This is a genomic window from Streptomyces sp. NPDC012888 (assembly GCF_042900645.1).
Classification (GTDB): Bacteria; Actinomycetota; Actinomycetes; order Streptomycetales; family Streptomycetaceae; genus Streptomyces.
Genome location: NZ_JBIBBM010000002.1, coordinates 511359 through 526591, shown reverse-complemented (window position 1 = coordinate 526591; position 15233 = coordinate 511359). Strand labels below are relative to the sequence as shown.

Here is a 15233-nt window from a genome sequence, read left to right as displayed (position 1 = left end):
GCCGGGCACCAGGCGGGCTACCAGACGTACGCCGTACGCGCCGGGGCCGAGGCCGCGTACAGCTCGTCGACCGCCCTGACCTCCAGCGCCGCCGCCCGTTCCCGCCCGGCCCGCTCCAGGGCCGGTACGTACAGCGCCGTCCCGCAGGTACCGCCCAGGAAACGGCGCCCGCCGCCCGGCAGCACCCGGAACAGCTCGTAGTGCCGTACCGGCCCGGGCGCGGCCCGCCACGACAGCCGCAGCGCCGCCGCGCCCGCCTCCCCGCGGGCCGAGGCGTCCACCCGCAGCCCGCCCGGCGCGGCGGGCCCGGCCGGCTCCCCGTCGTACACCGCGACCGCGCCCAGCCGCCACCGCACCGGCGTACGCCCGAGCCCGGTCAGCCGGACCGCCAGCCCGTGCCCGGTCCTCCCGGCGAGCGGGAACAGCCGGATCCGGGAACGGCACCAGCCCCGCCCGGCCGCGGCCGTCACCGTGCCCAGCCACACGTACGGCACCGGCTCGCCGGGCGCGGCCGCCTCCCCGGTGGCCACCCCCGCCTCCACCACGACCGGACCCGCCTCGGAGCGGTGCACCAGCTCCAGCACGGTGGCCCGCGACAGCGGCAGCCGGGCGGCGTGCAGCCCGACCTCGACGGGGGCGGCCGGCCGGCCCTCGACCAGCAGACTGGACCCGCCGCGCCAGGCCGCCGAGAAGTCGAGGCCCACCGACGGCCGCTCACCCCGGGTCCGCACCACCCAGCGGCGGCCGGGCAGCCGGTCCTGCAGCCCCAGGTGGTTCCACGGCGCCCCGGAGACGGCCTCCCCGTCCTCGAACCAGTCCAGCCCGTGCCCGGTGTTGAACGCGCAGGCGAACGGCAGCGCGGTCACGGTGGACCGGTCCGCGACGGCCGTGGCCGGCGCCCGCCAGGTGCCGTCCGCCCCGGGGCGCGACGGGTCCAGCGAGGCACCGGTCCAGAACCGGTCGTCGGCGGCGTGGAAGGCGCCGGGGGAGCGGTCGGCGAGGTGGTTCCTGGTCCATTCCGGCCGGTACAGACCACAACTGACGACGTGCCGGGAGCCGTGGGGGAGGAGCTCGTCCCAGGGCACGGCCGTGTCCCAGCCGGCCGACTCCACGTCCACCCCGGCCCACAGCTCGTAGCGGCTGCGGCCGAGGCCGTCCGCCCGGTCTCCGGAGGGCCCAAGCCCCTCCGCCCCCGAACGCCACCGGAAGTCGACGAACACGCAGTCCGCGACCCGCCCCGCCCCGTCCTCGAAGAACTCCTGGTTGAGGTCGTTGAGCGCGCCCTGCCAGCCCACCGCGCCGGTGGAGTTCATGGCGTCGTACCAGGTGACGCGGAGCCCCCGGGCCGCGCCTGCGGTACGCAGCGCGCGCAGGAACTCCCGCATCCGCCCGGCGAGCCGGCTGTCCCCGCCGTCCGTCTCGGCGTTCACGAACCAGCCGTCGAACCCGTACGCGGCGGCCACCTCGGCCAGCCGCGCGGCCAGCGGGAAGCGGCCCGCGGCGTCCTGCTGGACCAGCTCCCGCGTCCAGTCCAGGTCACCGCCGTACGCCACCGGCGGCAGGAACACGTTGCCCAGGACCCGCACCCCGTTGCGGTGCGCGGCGTCCGTCACCGGCGCCGCCGGCGCGAGCACGACGCCCTCGCCGGCGGAACCGCCCCAGAACACCAGCTCGTCGACGTACGCCCAGTGGGTCGGCGCGTAGTGGTCGGCGGTCGGCGAACCCTGCGCGGGATGGCCGGCGGTGCTGCCGAAGGACACCAGGGCGGCGATCCGGGCCTGGCCGGCGCGGGCGGTGGCGTTGGCCGGCACGGGCGTGAACCGGTCCGCGAGCGGCACGGTGGAGGTGTTGTACGGCAGGTCGGGGTCGGAGGCCGCCGTCCACCGCTTGAGCGAGCGCCAGGTCACTCCCGGCGCCGGTGTGCCGGCCGGCAGCGAATCGGGGAACCAGTAGGAGGCGTACGGGGCGATGTCCGGCGGCGCGGATTCCACGGGGGCGGGGCGGACGGGCCGTGACACGGGGTCTCCTCTCGCTCAGCCGGCGTCGCCGACGCCGACCAGTTCCGTGATGCCGCGCGCGGCGAGGTGCGCGCGGTCGTCCGCGAGCTCCGCGAGGACCACCGCCGGGCGGACCCCGGCCCCCGCCAGCCGGAACCACGCCTCGAAGTAGGCGCCGCCCGGCGCGCACACCGAGCGGCGCCCGGCCGCCTCCGTCCCGCCCGCGTCCAGTACCAGACCGGTGGTGCGCGGCGCCGGGCGTACGGTCCGGCCCCGCCACGCGGCCGCGGCCTCCGCGACCGCGGCACCGGCCGGCTTGACCCGCCGGTCGTTGCCGAGCAGCCCCAGCCCGTACTCCAGCTCCGGGAAGTCGGCCAGCCCGCGGGAGACGTCGTGCGAACACCACCAGGTCACCCCCCACAGGTCCGCGCAGTCCAGCGCGTTCGCCAGGGTCGCAGCCGCGAACTCCGCGGCGTGCTCCGGCGGGATCAGCGGGGCCGGGGCGCCCACCTCCTGGAGCCAGACCGGGCGGCGCGGGTCCACGGCGTAGGCCTTGGACAGCTCGATGAGGTACGCCGCGTGGTACACGGTCGCCGTGCCGGAGCGGCCGTGCCGCTGGGCGGTGCCGTCGAACACCCAGGAGTGCACGACGGTCGCGGCGCCGAGCCGGGCCGCCTGCGCCACCGTGAACGGATGCCCGTCCCGGTACCAGGCCGCGTCGTACTCCCCGTGCACGTGGAACCGCCCCGGGGCGCCCGCCTCGCAGGCCGCCAGCATCCGCTCCAGCCACTGGCCGGCCTGCTCACGGGTGATCCGGTCCGGGTCGGGGTGCGGGTCGTCCGCGAACTGGTTGACCTCGTTCCCGACGGTCATCCCCAGGAAGTTCGGCCGGTCGGCGAGCGCGGACGCCAGGGTCCGCAGGTACTCCTCCTGCCCGGCGACGACCTCGGGGTCGGTGAAGAGGTTCCGCCGGTGCCAGGTCCGCGTCCACGCCGGCAGGAAGTCGAAGCCCGACAGGTGCCCCTGCAGGCCGTCCACGGCGACGTCCAGCCCGCGCCCGGCCGCCGCGTCCGCCACCGCCACCAGCTGTTCGACGGCGCGCGGCCGGATCAGGGTGCGGTTGGGCTGGAACAGCGGCCACAGCGGGAACACCCGTACGTGGTCCAGGCCCAGCGCGGCGATCGAGTCGAGGTCGGCCCCGACCTCACCGGGGTCGAAGTCCAGCCAGTGGTGGAACCAGCCCCGCGTGGGGGTGTAGTTGGCGCCGAACCGCGGCGGCCGGGGTACGGGATGATCGCCGTCCATGCGAAGTCCTGGGGTTCGGGGAACGCCCGGGGGTGACCCGGGCGCCGCGGGGATCCGCCGGTGCCCCAACCTGACGGGCGCCCGGGCGGACGGTCAACCCGGCCCGCGGCGACCGCGGCCGCCCGGTGCCCGGCCCGGCCGCGCGCCGACCTGCGGCGACTCCGGGCCACGGGGCGCACACCCGCGGTACGGCAGTTGGCCTGATGCCGTCCTGGGGCGGCCGGACCCGTACGGTCCGCTCCGGCCGGCCGCGGCCCCGTCGGCGGAGCGGCGCCGGCGGGGCCCATACTGAGCTCCGACCATCCCAGGAGGGCCACCGTGACCACCCCCGCCCCCGCTCCGGCCTCCGGCGTGCCGGCACCGCGCGACGACTCGGCCGGGCCCGCCGGCCTGACCGCCGCGATCGACATCGGCGGCACCAAGATCGCCGGCGCGCTGGTCCACCCCGACGGGACGATGACCGGCACCACCCGCCGGCCCACCCCCCGCGGAGTGGACGGCGACGGGGTCATGGCGGCCGTGGCCGAGGTCGTGGCGGACCTGGCCCGGGACCCGGCCTGGCCCGCGGTCCGCCGGTGCGGGATCGGCAGCGCCGGCCCGGTGGACGCCGTACGGGGCACGGTCAGCCCGGTGAACATCGCCGCCTGGCGGGACTACCCCGTACTGGCCCGCACCCGCGCCGCGCTGGCCGCCCACGGCGCCCCGGTCCCGGCCGTGCTGGTCGGCGACGGGGTGGCGATGACCGCGGCCGAGCACTGGCTGGGCGCCGCCCGGAACCACGCCGACGCCCTGTGCATGGTCGTGTCGACCGGCGTCGGCGGCGGGCTGGTCCTCGGCGGCCGCCTGCACCCGGGCCCCACCGGCAACGCCGGGCACATCGGCCACATCAGCGTGGACTTCGACGGCACGGAGTGCGTGTGCGGCGGCCGGGGCTGCGTGGAGGCCGTGGCCTCCGGAACCGCCATCGCCCGCTGGGCGCTCGCCCAGGGCTGGGACGGCCCCGACCGCACGGCGGCGGGCGTCGCGGCGGCCGCCCGGACCGGGGACCCCGTCGCCCTGGCCGCCTTCGACCGGGCGGGCCGGGCCCTGGCCGCGGCCATCGCCGCCACCGCGACCCTGGTCGAGACCGACATCGCGGTGATCGGCGGCGGCGTGGCCGCCGCGGGGGACACCCTCTTCGGCCCGGTCCGGGCCCACCTCGGGACGTACGCGACCCTGGGCTTCGTCGGCGGGCTCACGGTCGTCCCGGCGGCCCTGGGCAACGACGCCGGACTGATCGGCGCGGCCGCGGCGGCCGCGGAGCTGCTCGCGGGTTCCTGAGACCGCGGCCCGGAACCACGGCCCGCGGCCGGCCGGGACCCGCGGCTACGGCTTGACCGACCGGTAGTACCGGCGGGCACCCTCGTGCAGGTCCAGGGGGTCCGTGTAGATCGCCGTCCGCAGGTCCACCCGCTGGGCCGCGTGGACCTCCCGCCCGACGTCGTCCCGGCTGGAGATGACCGTCCGCGTGAACCGCTCGGTCAGGTCCGGGTCGGTCCGCTCCGTCGTCACCAGCAGGTTCGGGACCGCCACCGTCTCCACCGCCGTGCTGTTGCGCGACCGCCGGTACGCGTCCGGGGACATCACCGCCGCCCGGTAGTACCGCAGCCCCGGCGTGCCGCCGCCCTGGAGTTCCGGCAGCAGGTCGCCCAGCGGCACCAGCCGGATGTCGAACCGCTCCGACAGTTCCCGCACCGCGTTCGTGGGCAGGCCACCGGACCAGAAGAACGCGTCGATCCGGCCCGCCTCCAGCTCGGCCGGCATGGTGTCGATGCCGATCGACACCGGTGTGACGTCCCGCTGCGGGTCCAGCTTCGCCGCCGCCAGCAGCCGTTCCGAGATCAGCCGCACCCCGGACCCCGGCTGTCCCACCGCGACCTTCTTGCCGCGCAGGTCACGCGCGGACTGCACCGGCGAGTCCGCCGGCACCACCAGCTGCACGTAGTCGTCGTACAGCCGGGCCACTCCGCGCAGACCCTCCGCCCCCGGCTTGCCGTCCGCCCGGTACTTGGCCACCGCGTCCGCCGTGGCCACCGTGAAGTCCGCCTCGCCCGAGGCCACCCGCGCCAGGTTCTGCTGCGAACCCTCGCTCGGCAGCAGCCGCACGTCCACCCCGGGCAGGTCCCGGGCCAGCGCCTGCTCGAGCAGCTCGCCGTAGCGGTGGTACACGCCCGTACGGACGCCCGTGCTGAACGTGAGCGAGCCCTTCGGGTCCGAGGCGCCGAACGGCCACAGCCACCACAGCAGCAGACCCAGCACCACCACCCCGGCCGCCAGCCCGCGCAGCACGCGGCGGCGCCGGTGCGGCGACATCCGGGAGGCGAAGGGTGGTGCGGGGGGCATGCGCGCGATCCTGCCAGCCCCCGGCCTTCCTGTCACGGCCGGTCCGGGCGAGCACCCTCCCGGCACCACCTACCCTTGATGCATGACCAGCAGCGACCGGAGCCAGGCAGTGGGCGTGAACAAGAGTTATGAGATCCGCACCTACGGGTGTCAGATGAACGTGCACGACTCCGAGCGGCTCTCCGGTCTGCTGGAGGAAGCCGGCTACGTCCGCGCCCCCGAGGGCTCGAACGGTGACGCCGACGTGGTCGTCTTCAACACCTGCGCGGTCCGCGAGAACGCCGACAACAAGCTGTACGGCAACCTCGGCCGGCTCGCCCCGATGAAGACCAGGCGCCCCGGCATGCAGATCGCCGTCGGCGGCTGCCTCGCCCAGAAGGACCGGGACACCATCGTCACGAAGGCCCCCTGGGTCGACGTGGTCTTCGGCACGCACAACATCGGCAAGCTGCCGGTGCTGCTGGAGCGCGCCCGCGTCCAGGAGGAGGCGCAGGTCGAGATCGCCGAGTCGCTGGAGGCGTTCCCGTCCACCCTGCCGACCCGCCGCGAGTCCGCGTACGCCGCCTGGGTCTCCATCTCCGTCGGCTGCAACAACACCTGCACCTTCTGCATCGTCCCGGCGCTGCGCGGCAAGGAGGAGGACCGCCGTCCCGGCGACATCCTCGCCGAGGTCGAGGCCCTGGTCGCTGAGGGCGTCTCCGAGATCACCCTGCTCGGCCAGAACGTCAACGCCTACGGTTCCGACCTGGGCGACCGCGAGGCGTTCAGCAAGCTGCTGCGGGCCTGCGGCGAGATCGAGGGCCTGGAGCGGGTCCGCTTCACCTCCCCGCACCCGCGCGACTTCACCGACGACGTGATCGCGGCGATGGCCGAGACCCCGAACGTGATGCCGCAGCTGCACATGCCCCTGCAGTCCGGCTCCGACCCGGTCCTCAAGGCGATGCGCCGCTCGTACCGGCAGGAGCGCTTCCTCGGGATCATCGAGAAGGTGCGCGCCGCCATCCCGCACGCGGCCATCTCCACCGACATCATCGTGGGCTTCCCCGGCGAGACCGAGGAGGACTTCCAGCAGACCATGCACGTCGTGCGGGAGGCCCGGTTCGCCAACGCCTTCACCTTCCAGTACTCCAAGCGCCCCGGCACCCCGGCGGCCACCATGGAGGGGCAGGTGCCCAAGGAAGTCGTGCAGGACCGCTACATGCGCCTGGTCGCCCTCCAGGAGGAGATCTCCTGGGAGGAGAACAAGAAGCAGGTCGGCCGCACCCTGGAGGTCATGGTCGCGGAGGGCGAGGGCCGCAAGGACGGCGCCACCCACCGCCTCTCCGGCCGCGCGCCCGACAACCGCCTCGTGCACTTCACCAAGCCGGAGGCCGAGGTCCGGCCCGGCGACGTGGTCACGGTCGAGATCACCTACGCGGCCCCGCACCACCTGCTCGCCGAGGGCACCGTCCCCGCCGGCGCGGTGCGCCGCACCCGCGCCGGCGACGCCTGGGAGAAGCGCAACGCCGCCCCGGCCCAGCCGCAGGGCGTGATGCTGGGCATCCCGACCCTCGGCGCCCCGGCGCCCCTCCCCGCCGTCACCACCGGCTGCGGCACCTCCACGGCGGGCTGCTCGACCCCTGCCTGAGGCGTGGGTCCGGCTTGAGGCTGGCCCCGCTTGAGGCGTGGGCCACGCCTGAGCCGGGGCCGCGCCAGGCCCGGCCCGGCCCCGGCCCCGCCGCGCCGGGAACGCTACGCTGCGGATCATGCTCGTAGCCGCCGCCGTATGCCCCGCCCCGCCGCTGCTCGTCCCCGCCGTCGCCGCAGGCGCCGCCGAGGAGCTCGCGGACGCCCGTACCGCCTGCTCCGACGCCCTCGCCGTGCTCGCCGCCTCCCGGCCCGACCTGCTCGTCGTGGTCGGGGCGGCCGAGCGGGGCGGTGGCTACGACGAGGGCACCCCCGGGTCCTTCGCCGCGTTCGGGGTCGACCTCGACGTCACCCTGGGCAGCGCCACCGCCGAACGCACCGGGGAGGCCACCGGCGACACCCTCCCCGCCTCGCTCGCCGTCGGCGCCTGGCTGCTGGAGAAGGCCCGCTGGGCGGCCGCCCCCATCGCCGGAGTGGCCGTCGCCGACCGGCTCGAACCGCGGGCCTGCGCCGCGCTCGGCGCCGACCTCGGCGGCTCCGCCGACCGCGTCGCGATGCTGGTCCTCGGCGACGGAAGCGCCTGCCGCACCCTCAAGGCCCCCGGCTACCTCGACGAGCGGGCCGAGGCCTTCGACGCCGCCGCCGCCCGCGCCCTGGGCGCCGCCGACACCGCCGCCCTCGCCGACCTGGACGCCGGCCTGGCGCACGAACTCAAGGCCGCGGGCCGCGCCCCCTGGCAGGTGCTGGCAGGCGCCGCTGCCGGCGCGGGCCTCGCCGGACGGCTGCTCTTCGAGGCCGCCCCGTACGGCGTGGGCTACTTCGTCGCCGCCTGGTCCTGACCGCACCCGGCTCCCGACCCGCCACGGGGCCTCATTCACGGCACGCACGAAGGGGGCGCGGGGCCCGTTGCCCCGCGCCCCCTTCTCGTGGAACGCGTCAGGAGCCGGCGGGAGGGGTGGGGCCGCCTCCTTGGGCGTCCTTGTGGGCGATCTTCCCCAGGGCGTCCTTCGCCTTGCTCGTGCCCGTCTCGATCTTGTCCGCGTACTTGCCCTTGGTCTTGGAGTCCACGGCCTTGGCGACCTTGTCCAGTCCCTGACCGATCCGGCCTTCGTGCTGCTGCGCGAGGCCCCCCACCTTGTCCTTGGCCGGTGCGAGCTTGGCCTTGAGATTGTCCAGCAGGCCCATGGGTCACCTTCTCCTGGCGGTAGCTACGTACGGGCGCCCTCGCCGGCTCCGTTGTCCGCCGCCACCTCCGCGGACTGCTGCTTCGGGATCTCCGCAGCCTCCGCGGCGGGCGGCGCGGCCGCCGCCTCGGCGGGGGTCCCGGCCTCCGGCCCGGTCCCCGCATCCTCGGTCGGCGCTCCGTCCGCGACCTGCTCGGCCCCGTCCGTCGGGACCTCGCTCTTGCGGCGGAAGAACCGGTCAAAAACGCCCATGTCTACTCCCCTAACGTTACTCGTGCGGGTGAAGTTCCGCGCTGGTCGGACGGGTCGCGGCGACCCCGCGAGGCGACGCGTACCGGCCGGAACCACGCCAGGGCAACGACCGCCCGCACCGCACGTCACGTAACTCGTTCGGGTAGCCGTCTTCCGTGTTTGCGAGACTGTTCAGGTGAGAAGTGCAGCCCCCGCCCCGCGGGTCATCGCCGTCGTCGGACCCACCGCGGCCGGAAAGTCCGATCTGGGCGTCGCCCTGGCCCGCCATTTCGACGGTGAGGTCGTCAACGCCGACTCCATGCAGCTCTACCGGGGGATGGACATCGGCACCGCCAAACTGACGACCGAGGAGCGCGGTGGCGTCCCCCACCACCTGCTCGACATCTGGGACGTCACCGAGACCGCCAGCGTCGCCGAGTACCAGCGCCTCGCCCGCGCCGAGATCGACCGGCTGCTCGCCGAGGGCCGCACCCCCGTCCTGGTCGGCGGTTCCGGCCTGTACGTGCGCGGCGCCCTCGACGCCATGGAGTTCCCCGGCACCGACCCGGGGGTCCGCGCCCGCCTCGAGGAGGAGGCCGAACGGCTCGGCTCCGGCGCCCTGCACGCCCGCCTGGCCGCCGCCGACCCGGCCGCGGCCGCCGCGATCCTGCCCAGCAACGCCCGGCGCATCGTCCGCGCGCTGGAGGTCATCGAGATCACCGGCAAGCCGTTCACCGCCAACCTGCCCGGGCACGAGTCGGTCTACGACTGCGTGCAGATCGGCGTGGACGTCGGCCGCCCCGAGCTGGACGAACGCATCGCCCTGCGGGTGGACCGCATGTGGGAGGCCGGCCTGGTCGACGAGGTCCGCGCGCTGGAGGCGCAGGGGCTCCGCGAGGGCATCACCGCCTCCCGGGCGCTGGGCTACCAGCAGGTGCTGGCCGCCCTGGCGGGGGAGTGCACCGAGGAGGAGGCGCGCGCCGAAACCGTGCGCGCCACCAAACGCTTCGCGCGCCGGCAGGACTCCTGGTTCCGCCGTGACCCCCGGGTCCACTGGCTCAGCGGGGCCGCCGCGGACCGCGGGGAACTCGCCGGACTCGCCCGGTCGTTGGTCGAACGAGCGGTTACAGCCTGATCACGTGATGGCATCGGGACGCCCCGTGCGCCCGTCGCGGGGCCCGGGCCGTGCCATCATCAAATTCCGCCGGTGTAATCACCGGCGGTGGTGAACGGCGGCTTACAAGTCCGAGTGGGGAGGGCGCGTGGCGATGGAGGCCGGCCCTCGCGACACCGGGCGGGACGACACCCGGCGGGAAGCGGACCCGATGCTCCAGGACGGACTCGGCCTGCCCGCGGAACCCGCACGGCTGTCCCCGGACGGCCCGGACCCCGCCGAGGCCGAGGAGGCCGCCGGGCCCGCCGTCGAGGTCGAGATCCGCCCGCAGCGCCGGCTGCGCATCTGGCAGATCGCCCCGATCGTGATGCTGGCCGCAGCCGGTTCCCTGATGTTCGCCTTCCCGCTCGCCTTCGAGTTCGGGGACGGCGGCGCGGTCGTCGCCATGCTCGGCCTGCTGATCAGCTCCTGCGCCGGCGGCTGGGGCATGATGGCCGCCCGCCGGGTCGGCTACACCTGGCCGGGGCTGCCCGCCCGCGGGTCCGGGGTCCGCTCCGACTGGCGCGTGATCGCCCTCTACACCCTGGTCGCCCTGGCCGTGGTCGCGCTGGCCGTCTGGCGCGTCGCCCGGCTGCGCTGACCCGGCCGTCCGGACGGGGCCGCCGGGGCCGGTGGGGCCCGTGCGGCCGCGGGGGAGGCGCCCGTACCATGGGCCCGTGACCAGCCTCGCCTTCCTCAAGGGCCACGGGACCGAGAACGACTTCGTGATCCTCCCCGACCCGGACAACGCCCTCGACCTGTCGGCCGCCGCCGTCGCCAGGCTCTGCGACCGCCGCGCCGGTCTCGGCGGGGACGGCGTCCTGCACGTCGTGCGGTCCGCGGCGCACCCCGAGGCGAGGTCCATGGCGGACGAGGCCGAGTGGTTCATGGACTACCGCAACAGCGACGGCTCGATCGCCGAGATGTGCGGCAACGGCGTCCGCGTCTTCGCCCGCTACCTCCAGTACGCCGGCCACGTCGAGGCCGGTGACCTCGCCGTCGCCACCCGCGGCGGCGTCAAGCGGGTCCACCTGCACAAGACCGGGGACGTCACCGTCTCCATGGGCCGCGCCGTGCTCCCCGAGGAGCAGGCCACCGTCACCGTCGGCGCCCACAGCTGGCCCGCCCGCAACGTGAACATGGGCAACCCGCACGCGGTGGCCTTCGTCGACAGCCTCGACGACGCCGGCGACCTGCTCGCACCCCCGCCCTTCGCGCCCGCCGGGGTCTACCCCGACGGGGTCAACGTCGAGTTCGTCGTCGACCGCGGCCCCCGCCACGTCGCCATGCGCGTCCACGAGCGCGGCTCCGGCGAGACCCGCTCCTGCGGCACCGGCGCCTGCGCCGTGGCCGTCGCCGCCATCCGGCGCGACGGCGCCGACCCCTCCGTCACCGGCGAGCCGGTCGCGTACACCGTCGACCTGCCCGGCGGGACCCTGGTCATCACCGAGCTCCCCGACGGCACGGTGGAGATGACCGGACCGGCCGTCATCGTCGCCGCCGGAGAGTTCGACCCCGCCTGGATCACCGAAACGGCTTTCGCCTGAAGATTCCCTCTCATGGGTGATCCGTTTCACGCTCAGCGAGAGCCGGACTCCGCCACGTGGTGGGGTCGGTAGCATCAGGCACCGGCCCTGAGGGCTCACCCCACGCCCACCACCGCCGGTCGAAGCAGCCGGAGGTGCCCCATGAGTGCAGAGGCCACGAACCCCGACGCCCGCCCCGAGCTCGCCAGACGCGGCCGGACCAGGCTCGATCTGCGCAGGCTCGGGCGTGCCGCACTGCTCGGACCGGCCCCCCGCGACCGGCTCCCGGACGCCATCAGCCACGTCGCGGAGGCGCACCGCGCCCACCATCCGGACGCCGACCTGTCCGTCCTCCGCCGCGCCTACGTGCTCGCCGAGTCCTCCCACCGCGGGCAGATGCGCAAGAGCGGCGAGCCCTACATCACCCACCCCCTGGCCGTCACCCTGATCCTCGCCGAGCTCGGCGCCGAGACCACCACCCTGACGGCCTCCCTGCTGCACGACACCGTCGAGGACACCGACGTCACCCTCGACCAGGTGCGCGCCGAGTTCGGCGCCGAGGTCTGCTTCATCGTCGACGGCGTCACCAAGCTGGAGAAGGTCGACTACGGGGCCGCCGCCGAACCCGAGACCTTCCGCAAGATGCTCGTCGCCACCGGCAACGACGTCCGGGTCATGTCGATCAAACTCGCCGACCGCCTGCACAACATGCGCACCCTCGGCGTGATGCGCCCGGAGAAACAGGTCCGGATCGCCAAGGTCACCCGCGACGTGCTGATCCCGCTCGCCGAGCGCCTCGGCGTCCAGGCGCTCAAGACCGAACTCGAAGACCTCGTCTTCGCGATCCTCCACCCCGAGGAGTACGAGCGCACCCGCGCGCTCATCGCCGCCCACGCCGGCGAGAACGACCCGCTGCCCGCCATCGCCGAGTCCGTACGGACGGTCCTGCGCGAGGCGGGCATCGCCGCCGAGGTCGTGGTCCGGCCCCGCCACTTCGTCTCCGTCCACCGCATGAGCCTCAAACGCGGCGGACTGCGCGGCTCCGACTACGGCCGGCTGCTCGTCCTCGTCGCCGAGAACGCCGACTGCTACGGGGCGCTCGGGGAACTCCACACCTGCTTCACCCCGGTGGTCTCCGAGTTCAAGGACTTCATCGCGGTACCCAAGTTCAACCTGTACCAGTCCCTGCACACCGCCGTCGCCACGCCCGACGGCCAGGTCGCCGAGGTCATCGTCCGCACCCGCCAGATGCACCGGGTCGCCGAGGCCGGAGTCGTCGCCCTCGGCAACCCCTACGCCCTGCCCGAGACGGGCGCCGCCGGGGAGTCCGACGAGGAGCGGACCGACCCGACCCGGCCCGGCTGGCTGTCCCGGCTGCTCGACTGGCAGCAGTCCGCCCCCGACGCCGACACCTTCTGGACCTCCCTGCGCGCCGAACTCGCCCAGGACCGCGAGATCACCGTCTGCTGCGAGGAGACCGGCGGGGTCTCCCGCACCATCAGCCTCCCGGCCGGCGCCACCTGCGTGGACGCCGCCTACGCCCGGCACGGCGAAGCCGCCCACGGCTGCGTCGGCGCCCGCGTCAACGGACGGCTCACCTCCCTCGGCAGCCGGCTGGCCGACGGCGACACCGTCCAGCTGCTGCTCGCCCAGGACGCCTCCTCCGGACCCGCCCCCGACTGGCTCGACCACGCCCGTACCCCCGCCGCCCGGATCGCCATCAGCCGCTGGCTGGAAGCCCACCCCGACGGGGCGCGGACCGTCCCGGCGGCGCCGAGGGCCCCGCTCTCCGTGGTCGGCGCCCGCGGCGGCGGCGGCAACGCGGTCGCCGACCTGCCGGACGCGCCGGTCCGGCTCGCCGGGTGCTGTACCCCGGTGCCGCCCGACGCGATCGCCGGATTCGTGGTCCGGGGCGGCGCCGTCACCGTGCACCGCGTCCACTGTCCCGCCGTCGACCAGATGCGCTCCCTGGGCCGTACCTCAGTCGCCGTGAGGTGGCGCGCCACCGCCGACTGCCGGGTCACCCTGCGCGCCGAATCGTTCGGCCGCCCCCACCTGCTGGCCGACCTCACCGAAGCCATCTCCCGCGAGGGCGCCGACATCGTCTCCGCCACCGTGGACCCGCCGAACGAGCAGCGCGTCCGCCACATCTACACCCTCCAGCTGCCCGACGCGACCGTGCTCCCCGCCCTGATGCGCGCCATGCGCGACGTCCCCGGCGTCTACGACGTCCGCCGCGCCTGACGGCGGCCGTCCCGCGCGCCGGCCGCGCACCGGGAGCGGGGTCGCGGGCGGAGCCGACCCGTTCGGGTGGGCCCGCGGCCGCGGCCGCCGCGCCGCCCCGGCCCGCCGCGCCGCCCCTGGTATCGCGTAGGGGATGCGCCTCACCTCCCCCCGCCTGCGTGCCGTCCTGCTCGCCGCGGCCTCGCTCGGCCTCGTCGCCGCCGTACTGCCCCCGCCCCAGCCCCTCGGCATCGGCGACCGGCTCTTCCCCGAGCTGGGCAACCCCGGGTACGACGTGCTCACGTACGACCTGTCCTTCGCGTACCGGGACAACCGCACCCCGCTCGACGCGGTCACCGTCATCGAGGCCCGCACCGACCGCCCCCTCGACCGGGTCAACCTCGACTTCACCCACGGAACGGTCGCCTCCGCCCAGGTCAACGGCGCACCCGCACGGTTCGAGGCCGCCGGCGAGGACCTGGTCCTCACCCCCGCCCGGCCCCTCCCCGCCCACTCCCGCCTGCACATCACCGTCCGGCACACCAGCGACCCGCGCGGCCGCGGCGACGGCGGCTGGGTGCCCACCCGGGACGGCCTGGCCATGGCCAACCAGGCCGACGCCGCCCACCGCGTCTTCCCCTGCAACGACCACCCCGCCGACAAGGCCCTCTTCACCTTCCGGATCACCGCCCCGAACGGCACGACCGCCGTCGCCAACGGCCTCCCCGTCGCCCCGCCACGCCGGTCCGGCGTGGCCGTCACCACCTGGACGTACCGCACCGCCCACCCCATGGCCACCGAGCTCGCCCAGGTCTCCATCGGCGACTCCGCCGTGGTCCGCCGGACCGGCCCGCACGGCCTGCCGCTGCGCGACGTCGTGCCCGCCGCCGACCGCGAACGGCTCGAACCCTGGCTGCGGAAGACCCCCGAGCAGATGCGGTGGCTGGAGGAGCGCCTCGGCCGCTACCCCTTCGAGACGTACGGCGTCCTCGTCGCCCACGCGACCACCGGCTTCGAGCTGGAGACCCAAACCCTCTCCCTCTTCGAACGGGGCCTGTTCACGGGCGCCTCCTACCCCGCCTGGTACGTCGAGTCCGTCATGGTCCACGAACTCGCCCACCAGTGGTTCGGCGACAGCGTGACCCCCCGCACCTGGTCCGACCTGTGGCTCAACGAGGGCCACGCCACCTGGTACGAGGCCCTGTACGCCGACGGCCTCGGCAAGTACTCCCTGGAGCGCCGGATGCGCGAGGCCTACCAGCGCTCCGACCAGTGGCGGGCCGCCGGCGGGCCCCCCGCGGCCCCCAAGGGCCCCGAGCCGGGCAAGAAGATCAGCCTCTTCCGGCCCGTGGTGTACGACGGCTCCGCGCTGGTCCTCTACGCGCTGCGCCAGGAGATCGGCGCCCCCGCCTTCGAGCGCGTGCAGCGCCGCTGGGTCACCGAGTACGCGGACTCCGTGGCCGGCACCGAGGAGTTCGTACGGCTCGCCTCCGAGGAGGCGGGACGGGACCTGACCGCGTGGCTGCGGCCCTGGCTGTACGGGACGACCACCCCGCCGATGCCCGGGCATCCGGAATGGAGTGCCCCGAAAAGCGTGTGACGGCCG

Annotated in this window: 13 protein-coding genes; 8 read left to right on the top strand and 5 right to left on the bottom strand. The window is 75.3% G+C overall.

Annotated features, from left to right (window positions below):
• Positions 1 to 17: 17 nt before the first annotated feature.
• Together ACFY61_RS04685 and ACFY61_RS04680 are read right to left on the bottom strand one after the other, a co-directional pair.
• Complete coding sequence (locus tag ACFY61_RS04685; RefSeq protein ID WP_389466903.1) at positions 18 to 2018, bottom strand: endo-beta-N-acetylglucosaminidase; 2001 nt, start codon at positions 2016 to 2018, stop codon at positions 18 to 20.
• A 15-nt stretch (positions 2019 to 2033) separates the two neighbouring features.
• Positions 2034 to 3302 carry a glycosyl hydrolase gene (locus tag ACFY61_RS04680; protein ID WP_389466902.1) on the bottom strand — a complete coding sequence of 423 codons (1269 nt, stop codon included), beginning with the start codon at positions 3300 to 3302 and terminating at the stop codon, positions 2034 to 2036.
• A 351-nt stretch (positions 3303 to 3653) separates the two neighbouring features.
• On the opposite strand from ACFY61_RS04680, the gene ACFY61_RS04675 reads away from it, so the two are divergent.
• Complete coding sequence (locus ACFY61_RS04675) at positions 3654 to 4622, top strand: ROK family protein (RefSeq protein WP_389467033.1); 969 nt, start codon at positions 3654 to 3656, stop codon at positions 4620 to 4622.
• A 45-nt stretch (positions 4623 to 4667) separates the two neighbouring features.
• On the opposite strand, the gene ACFY61_RS04670 is transcribed toward ACFY61_RS04675, so the two are convergent.
• Positions 4668 to 5684 (bottom strand): TAXI family TRAP transporter solute-binding subunit, encoded by a 1017-nt coding sequence (locus tag ACFY61_RS04670; protein WP_389466900.1) that lies wholly within the window; start codon positions 5682 to 5684, stop codon positions 4668 to 4670.
• An 82-nt stretch (positions 5685 to 5766) separates the two neighbouring features.
• Here ACFY61_RS04670 and miaB point away from each other — a divergent pair, with 82 nt between their 5' ends.
• Both miaB and ACFY61_RS04660 read left to right on the top strand, forming a co-directional pair.
• A complete protein-coding gene (miaB, locus tag ACFY61_RS04665) occupies positions 5767 to 7311 on the top strand; it encodes a tRNA (N6-isopentenyl adenosine(37)-C2)-methylthiotransferase MiaB (protein ID WP_389466899.1) in 1545 nt (514 codons plus the stop codon).
• Positions 7312 to 7429: 118 nt separating this feature from the next.
• Positions 7430 to 8149 carry a hypothetical protein gene (locus ACFY61_RS04660; protein ID WP_389466896.1) on the top strand — a complete coding sequence of 240 codons (720 nt, stop codon included), beginning with the start codon at positions 7430 to 7432 and terminating at the stop codon, positions 8147 to 8149.
• Positions 8150 to 8246: 97 nt separating this feature from the next.
• On the opposite strand, the gene ACFY61_RS04655 is transcribed toward ACFY61_RS04660, so the two are convergent.
• Both ACFY61_RS04655 and ACFY61_RS04650 read right to left on the bottom strand, forming a co-directional pair.
• Positions 8247 to 8495, bottom strand: coding sequence for an antitoxin (locus ACFY61_RS04655; RefSeq protein WP_389466893.1), 249 nt, complete (start codon positions 8493 to 8495; stop codon positions 8247 to 8249).
• Positions 8496 to 8518: 23 nt separating this feature from the next.
• A complete protein-coding gene (locus tag ACFY61_RS04650; RefSeq protein WP_389466891.1) occupies positions 8519 to 8746 on the bottom strand; it encodes a hypothetical protein in 228 nt (75 codons plus the stop codon).
• 175 nt (positions 8747 to 8921) lie between these two features.
• Between ACFY61_RS04650 and miaA the strand changes: the two genes are divergently transcribed.
• From miaA to ACFY61_RS04625, 5 genes are all read left to right on the top strand, one after another.
• Positions 8922 to 9860 carry a tRNA (adenosine(37)-N6)-dimethylallyltransferase MiaA gene (gene miaA, locus ACFY61_RS04645; protein WP_389466889.1) on the top strand — a complete coding sequence of 313 codons (939 nt, stop codon included), beginning with the start codon at positions 8922 to 8924 and terminating at the stop codon, positions 9858 to 9860.
• Positions 9861 to 9993: 133 nt separating this feature from the next.
• Positions 9994 to 10479 (top strand): hypothetical protein, encoded by a 486-nt coding sequence (locus ACFY61_RS04640; RefSeq protein ID WP_389467030.1) that lies wholly within the window; start codon positions 9994 to 9996, stop codon positions 10477 to 10479.
• 76 nt (positions 10480 to 10555) lie between these two features.
• A complete protein-coding gene (gene dapF, locus ACFY61_RS04635; protein ID WP_389466888.1) occupies positions 10556 to 11425 on the top strand; it encodes a diaminopimelate epimerase in 870 nt (289 codons plus the stop codon).
• Between the two features lie 141 nt (positions 11426 to 11566).
• Positions 11567 to 13648, top strand: a complete 2082-nt coding sequence (locus ACFY61_RS04630) for a RelA/SpoT family protein (RefSeq protein ID WP_389466886.1) — start codon at positions 11567 to 11569, stop codon at positions 13646 to 13648.
• A gap of 133 nt (positions 13649 to 13781) precedes the next feature.
• A complete protein-coding gene (locus ACFY61_RS04625; RefSeq protein WP_389466884.1) occupies positions 13782 to 15227 on the top strand; it encodes a M1 family metallopeptidase in 1446 nt (481 codons plus the stop codon).
• The last annotated feature ends 6 nt before the right edge of the window (positions 15228 to 15233 follow it).

Bases quoted from the DNA above. Each gene is read 5' to 3' on its own strand.
- ACFY61_RS04680 (WP_389466902.1), bottom strand. From the start codon at position 3,302: ATGGACGGCGATCATCCCGTACCCCGGCCGCCGCGGTTCGGCGCCAAC.
- ACFY61_RS04670 (WP_389466900.1), bottom strand. From the start codon at position 5,684: ATGCCCCCCGCACCACCCTTCGCCTCCCGGATGTCGCCGCACCGGCGC.
- miaB (WP_389466899.1), top strand. From the start codon at position 5,767: ATGACCAGCAGCGACCGGAGCCAGGCAGTGGGCGTGAACAAGAGTTAT.
- ACFY61_RS04660 (WP_389466896.1), top strand. From the start codon at position 7,430: ATGCTCGTAGCCGCCGCCGTATGCCCCGCCCCGCCGCTGCTCGTCCCC.
- ACFY61_RS04655 (WP_389466893.1), bottom strand. From the start codon at position 8,495: ATGGGCCTGCTGGACAATCTCAAGGCCAAGCTCGCACCGGCCAAGGAC.
- ACFY61_RS04650 (WP_389466891.1), bottom strand. From the start codon at position 8,746: ATGGGCGTTTTTGACCGGTTCTTCCGCCGCAAGAGCGAGGTCCCGACG.
- ACFY61_RS04640 (WP_389467030.1), top strand. From the start codon at position 9,994: ATGGAGGCCGGCCCTCGCGACACCGGGCGGGACGACACCCGGCGGGAA.
- ACFY61_RS04630 (WP_389466886.1), top strand. From the start codon at position 11,567: ATGAGTGCAGAGGCCACGAACCCCGACGCCCGCCCCGAGCTCGCCAGA.
- ACFY61_RS04625 (WP_389466884.1), top strand. From the start codon at position 13,782: ATGCGCCTCACCTCCCCCCGCCTGCGTGCCGTCCTGCTCGCCGCGGCC.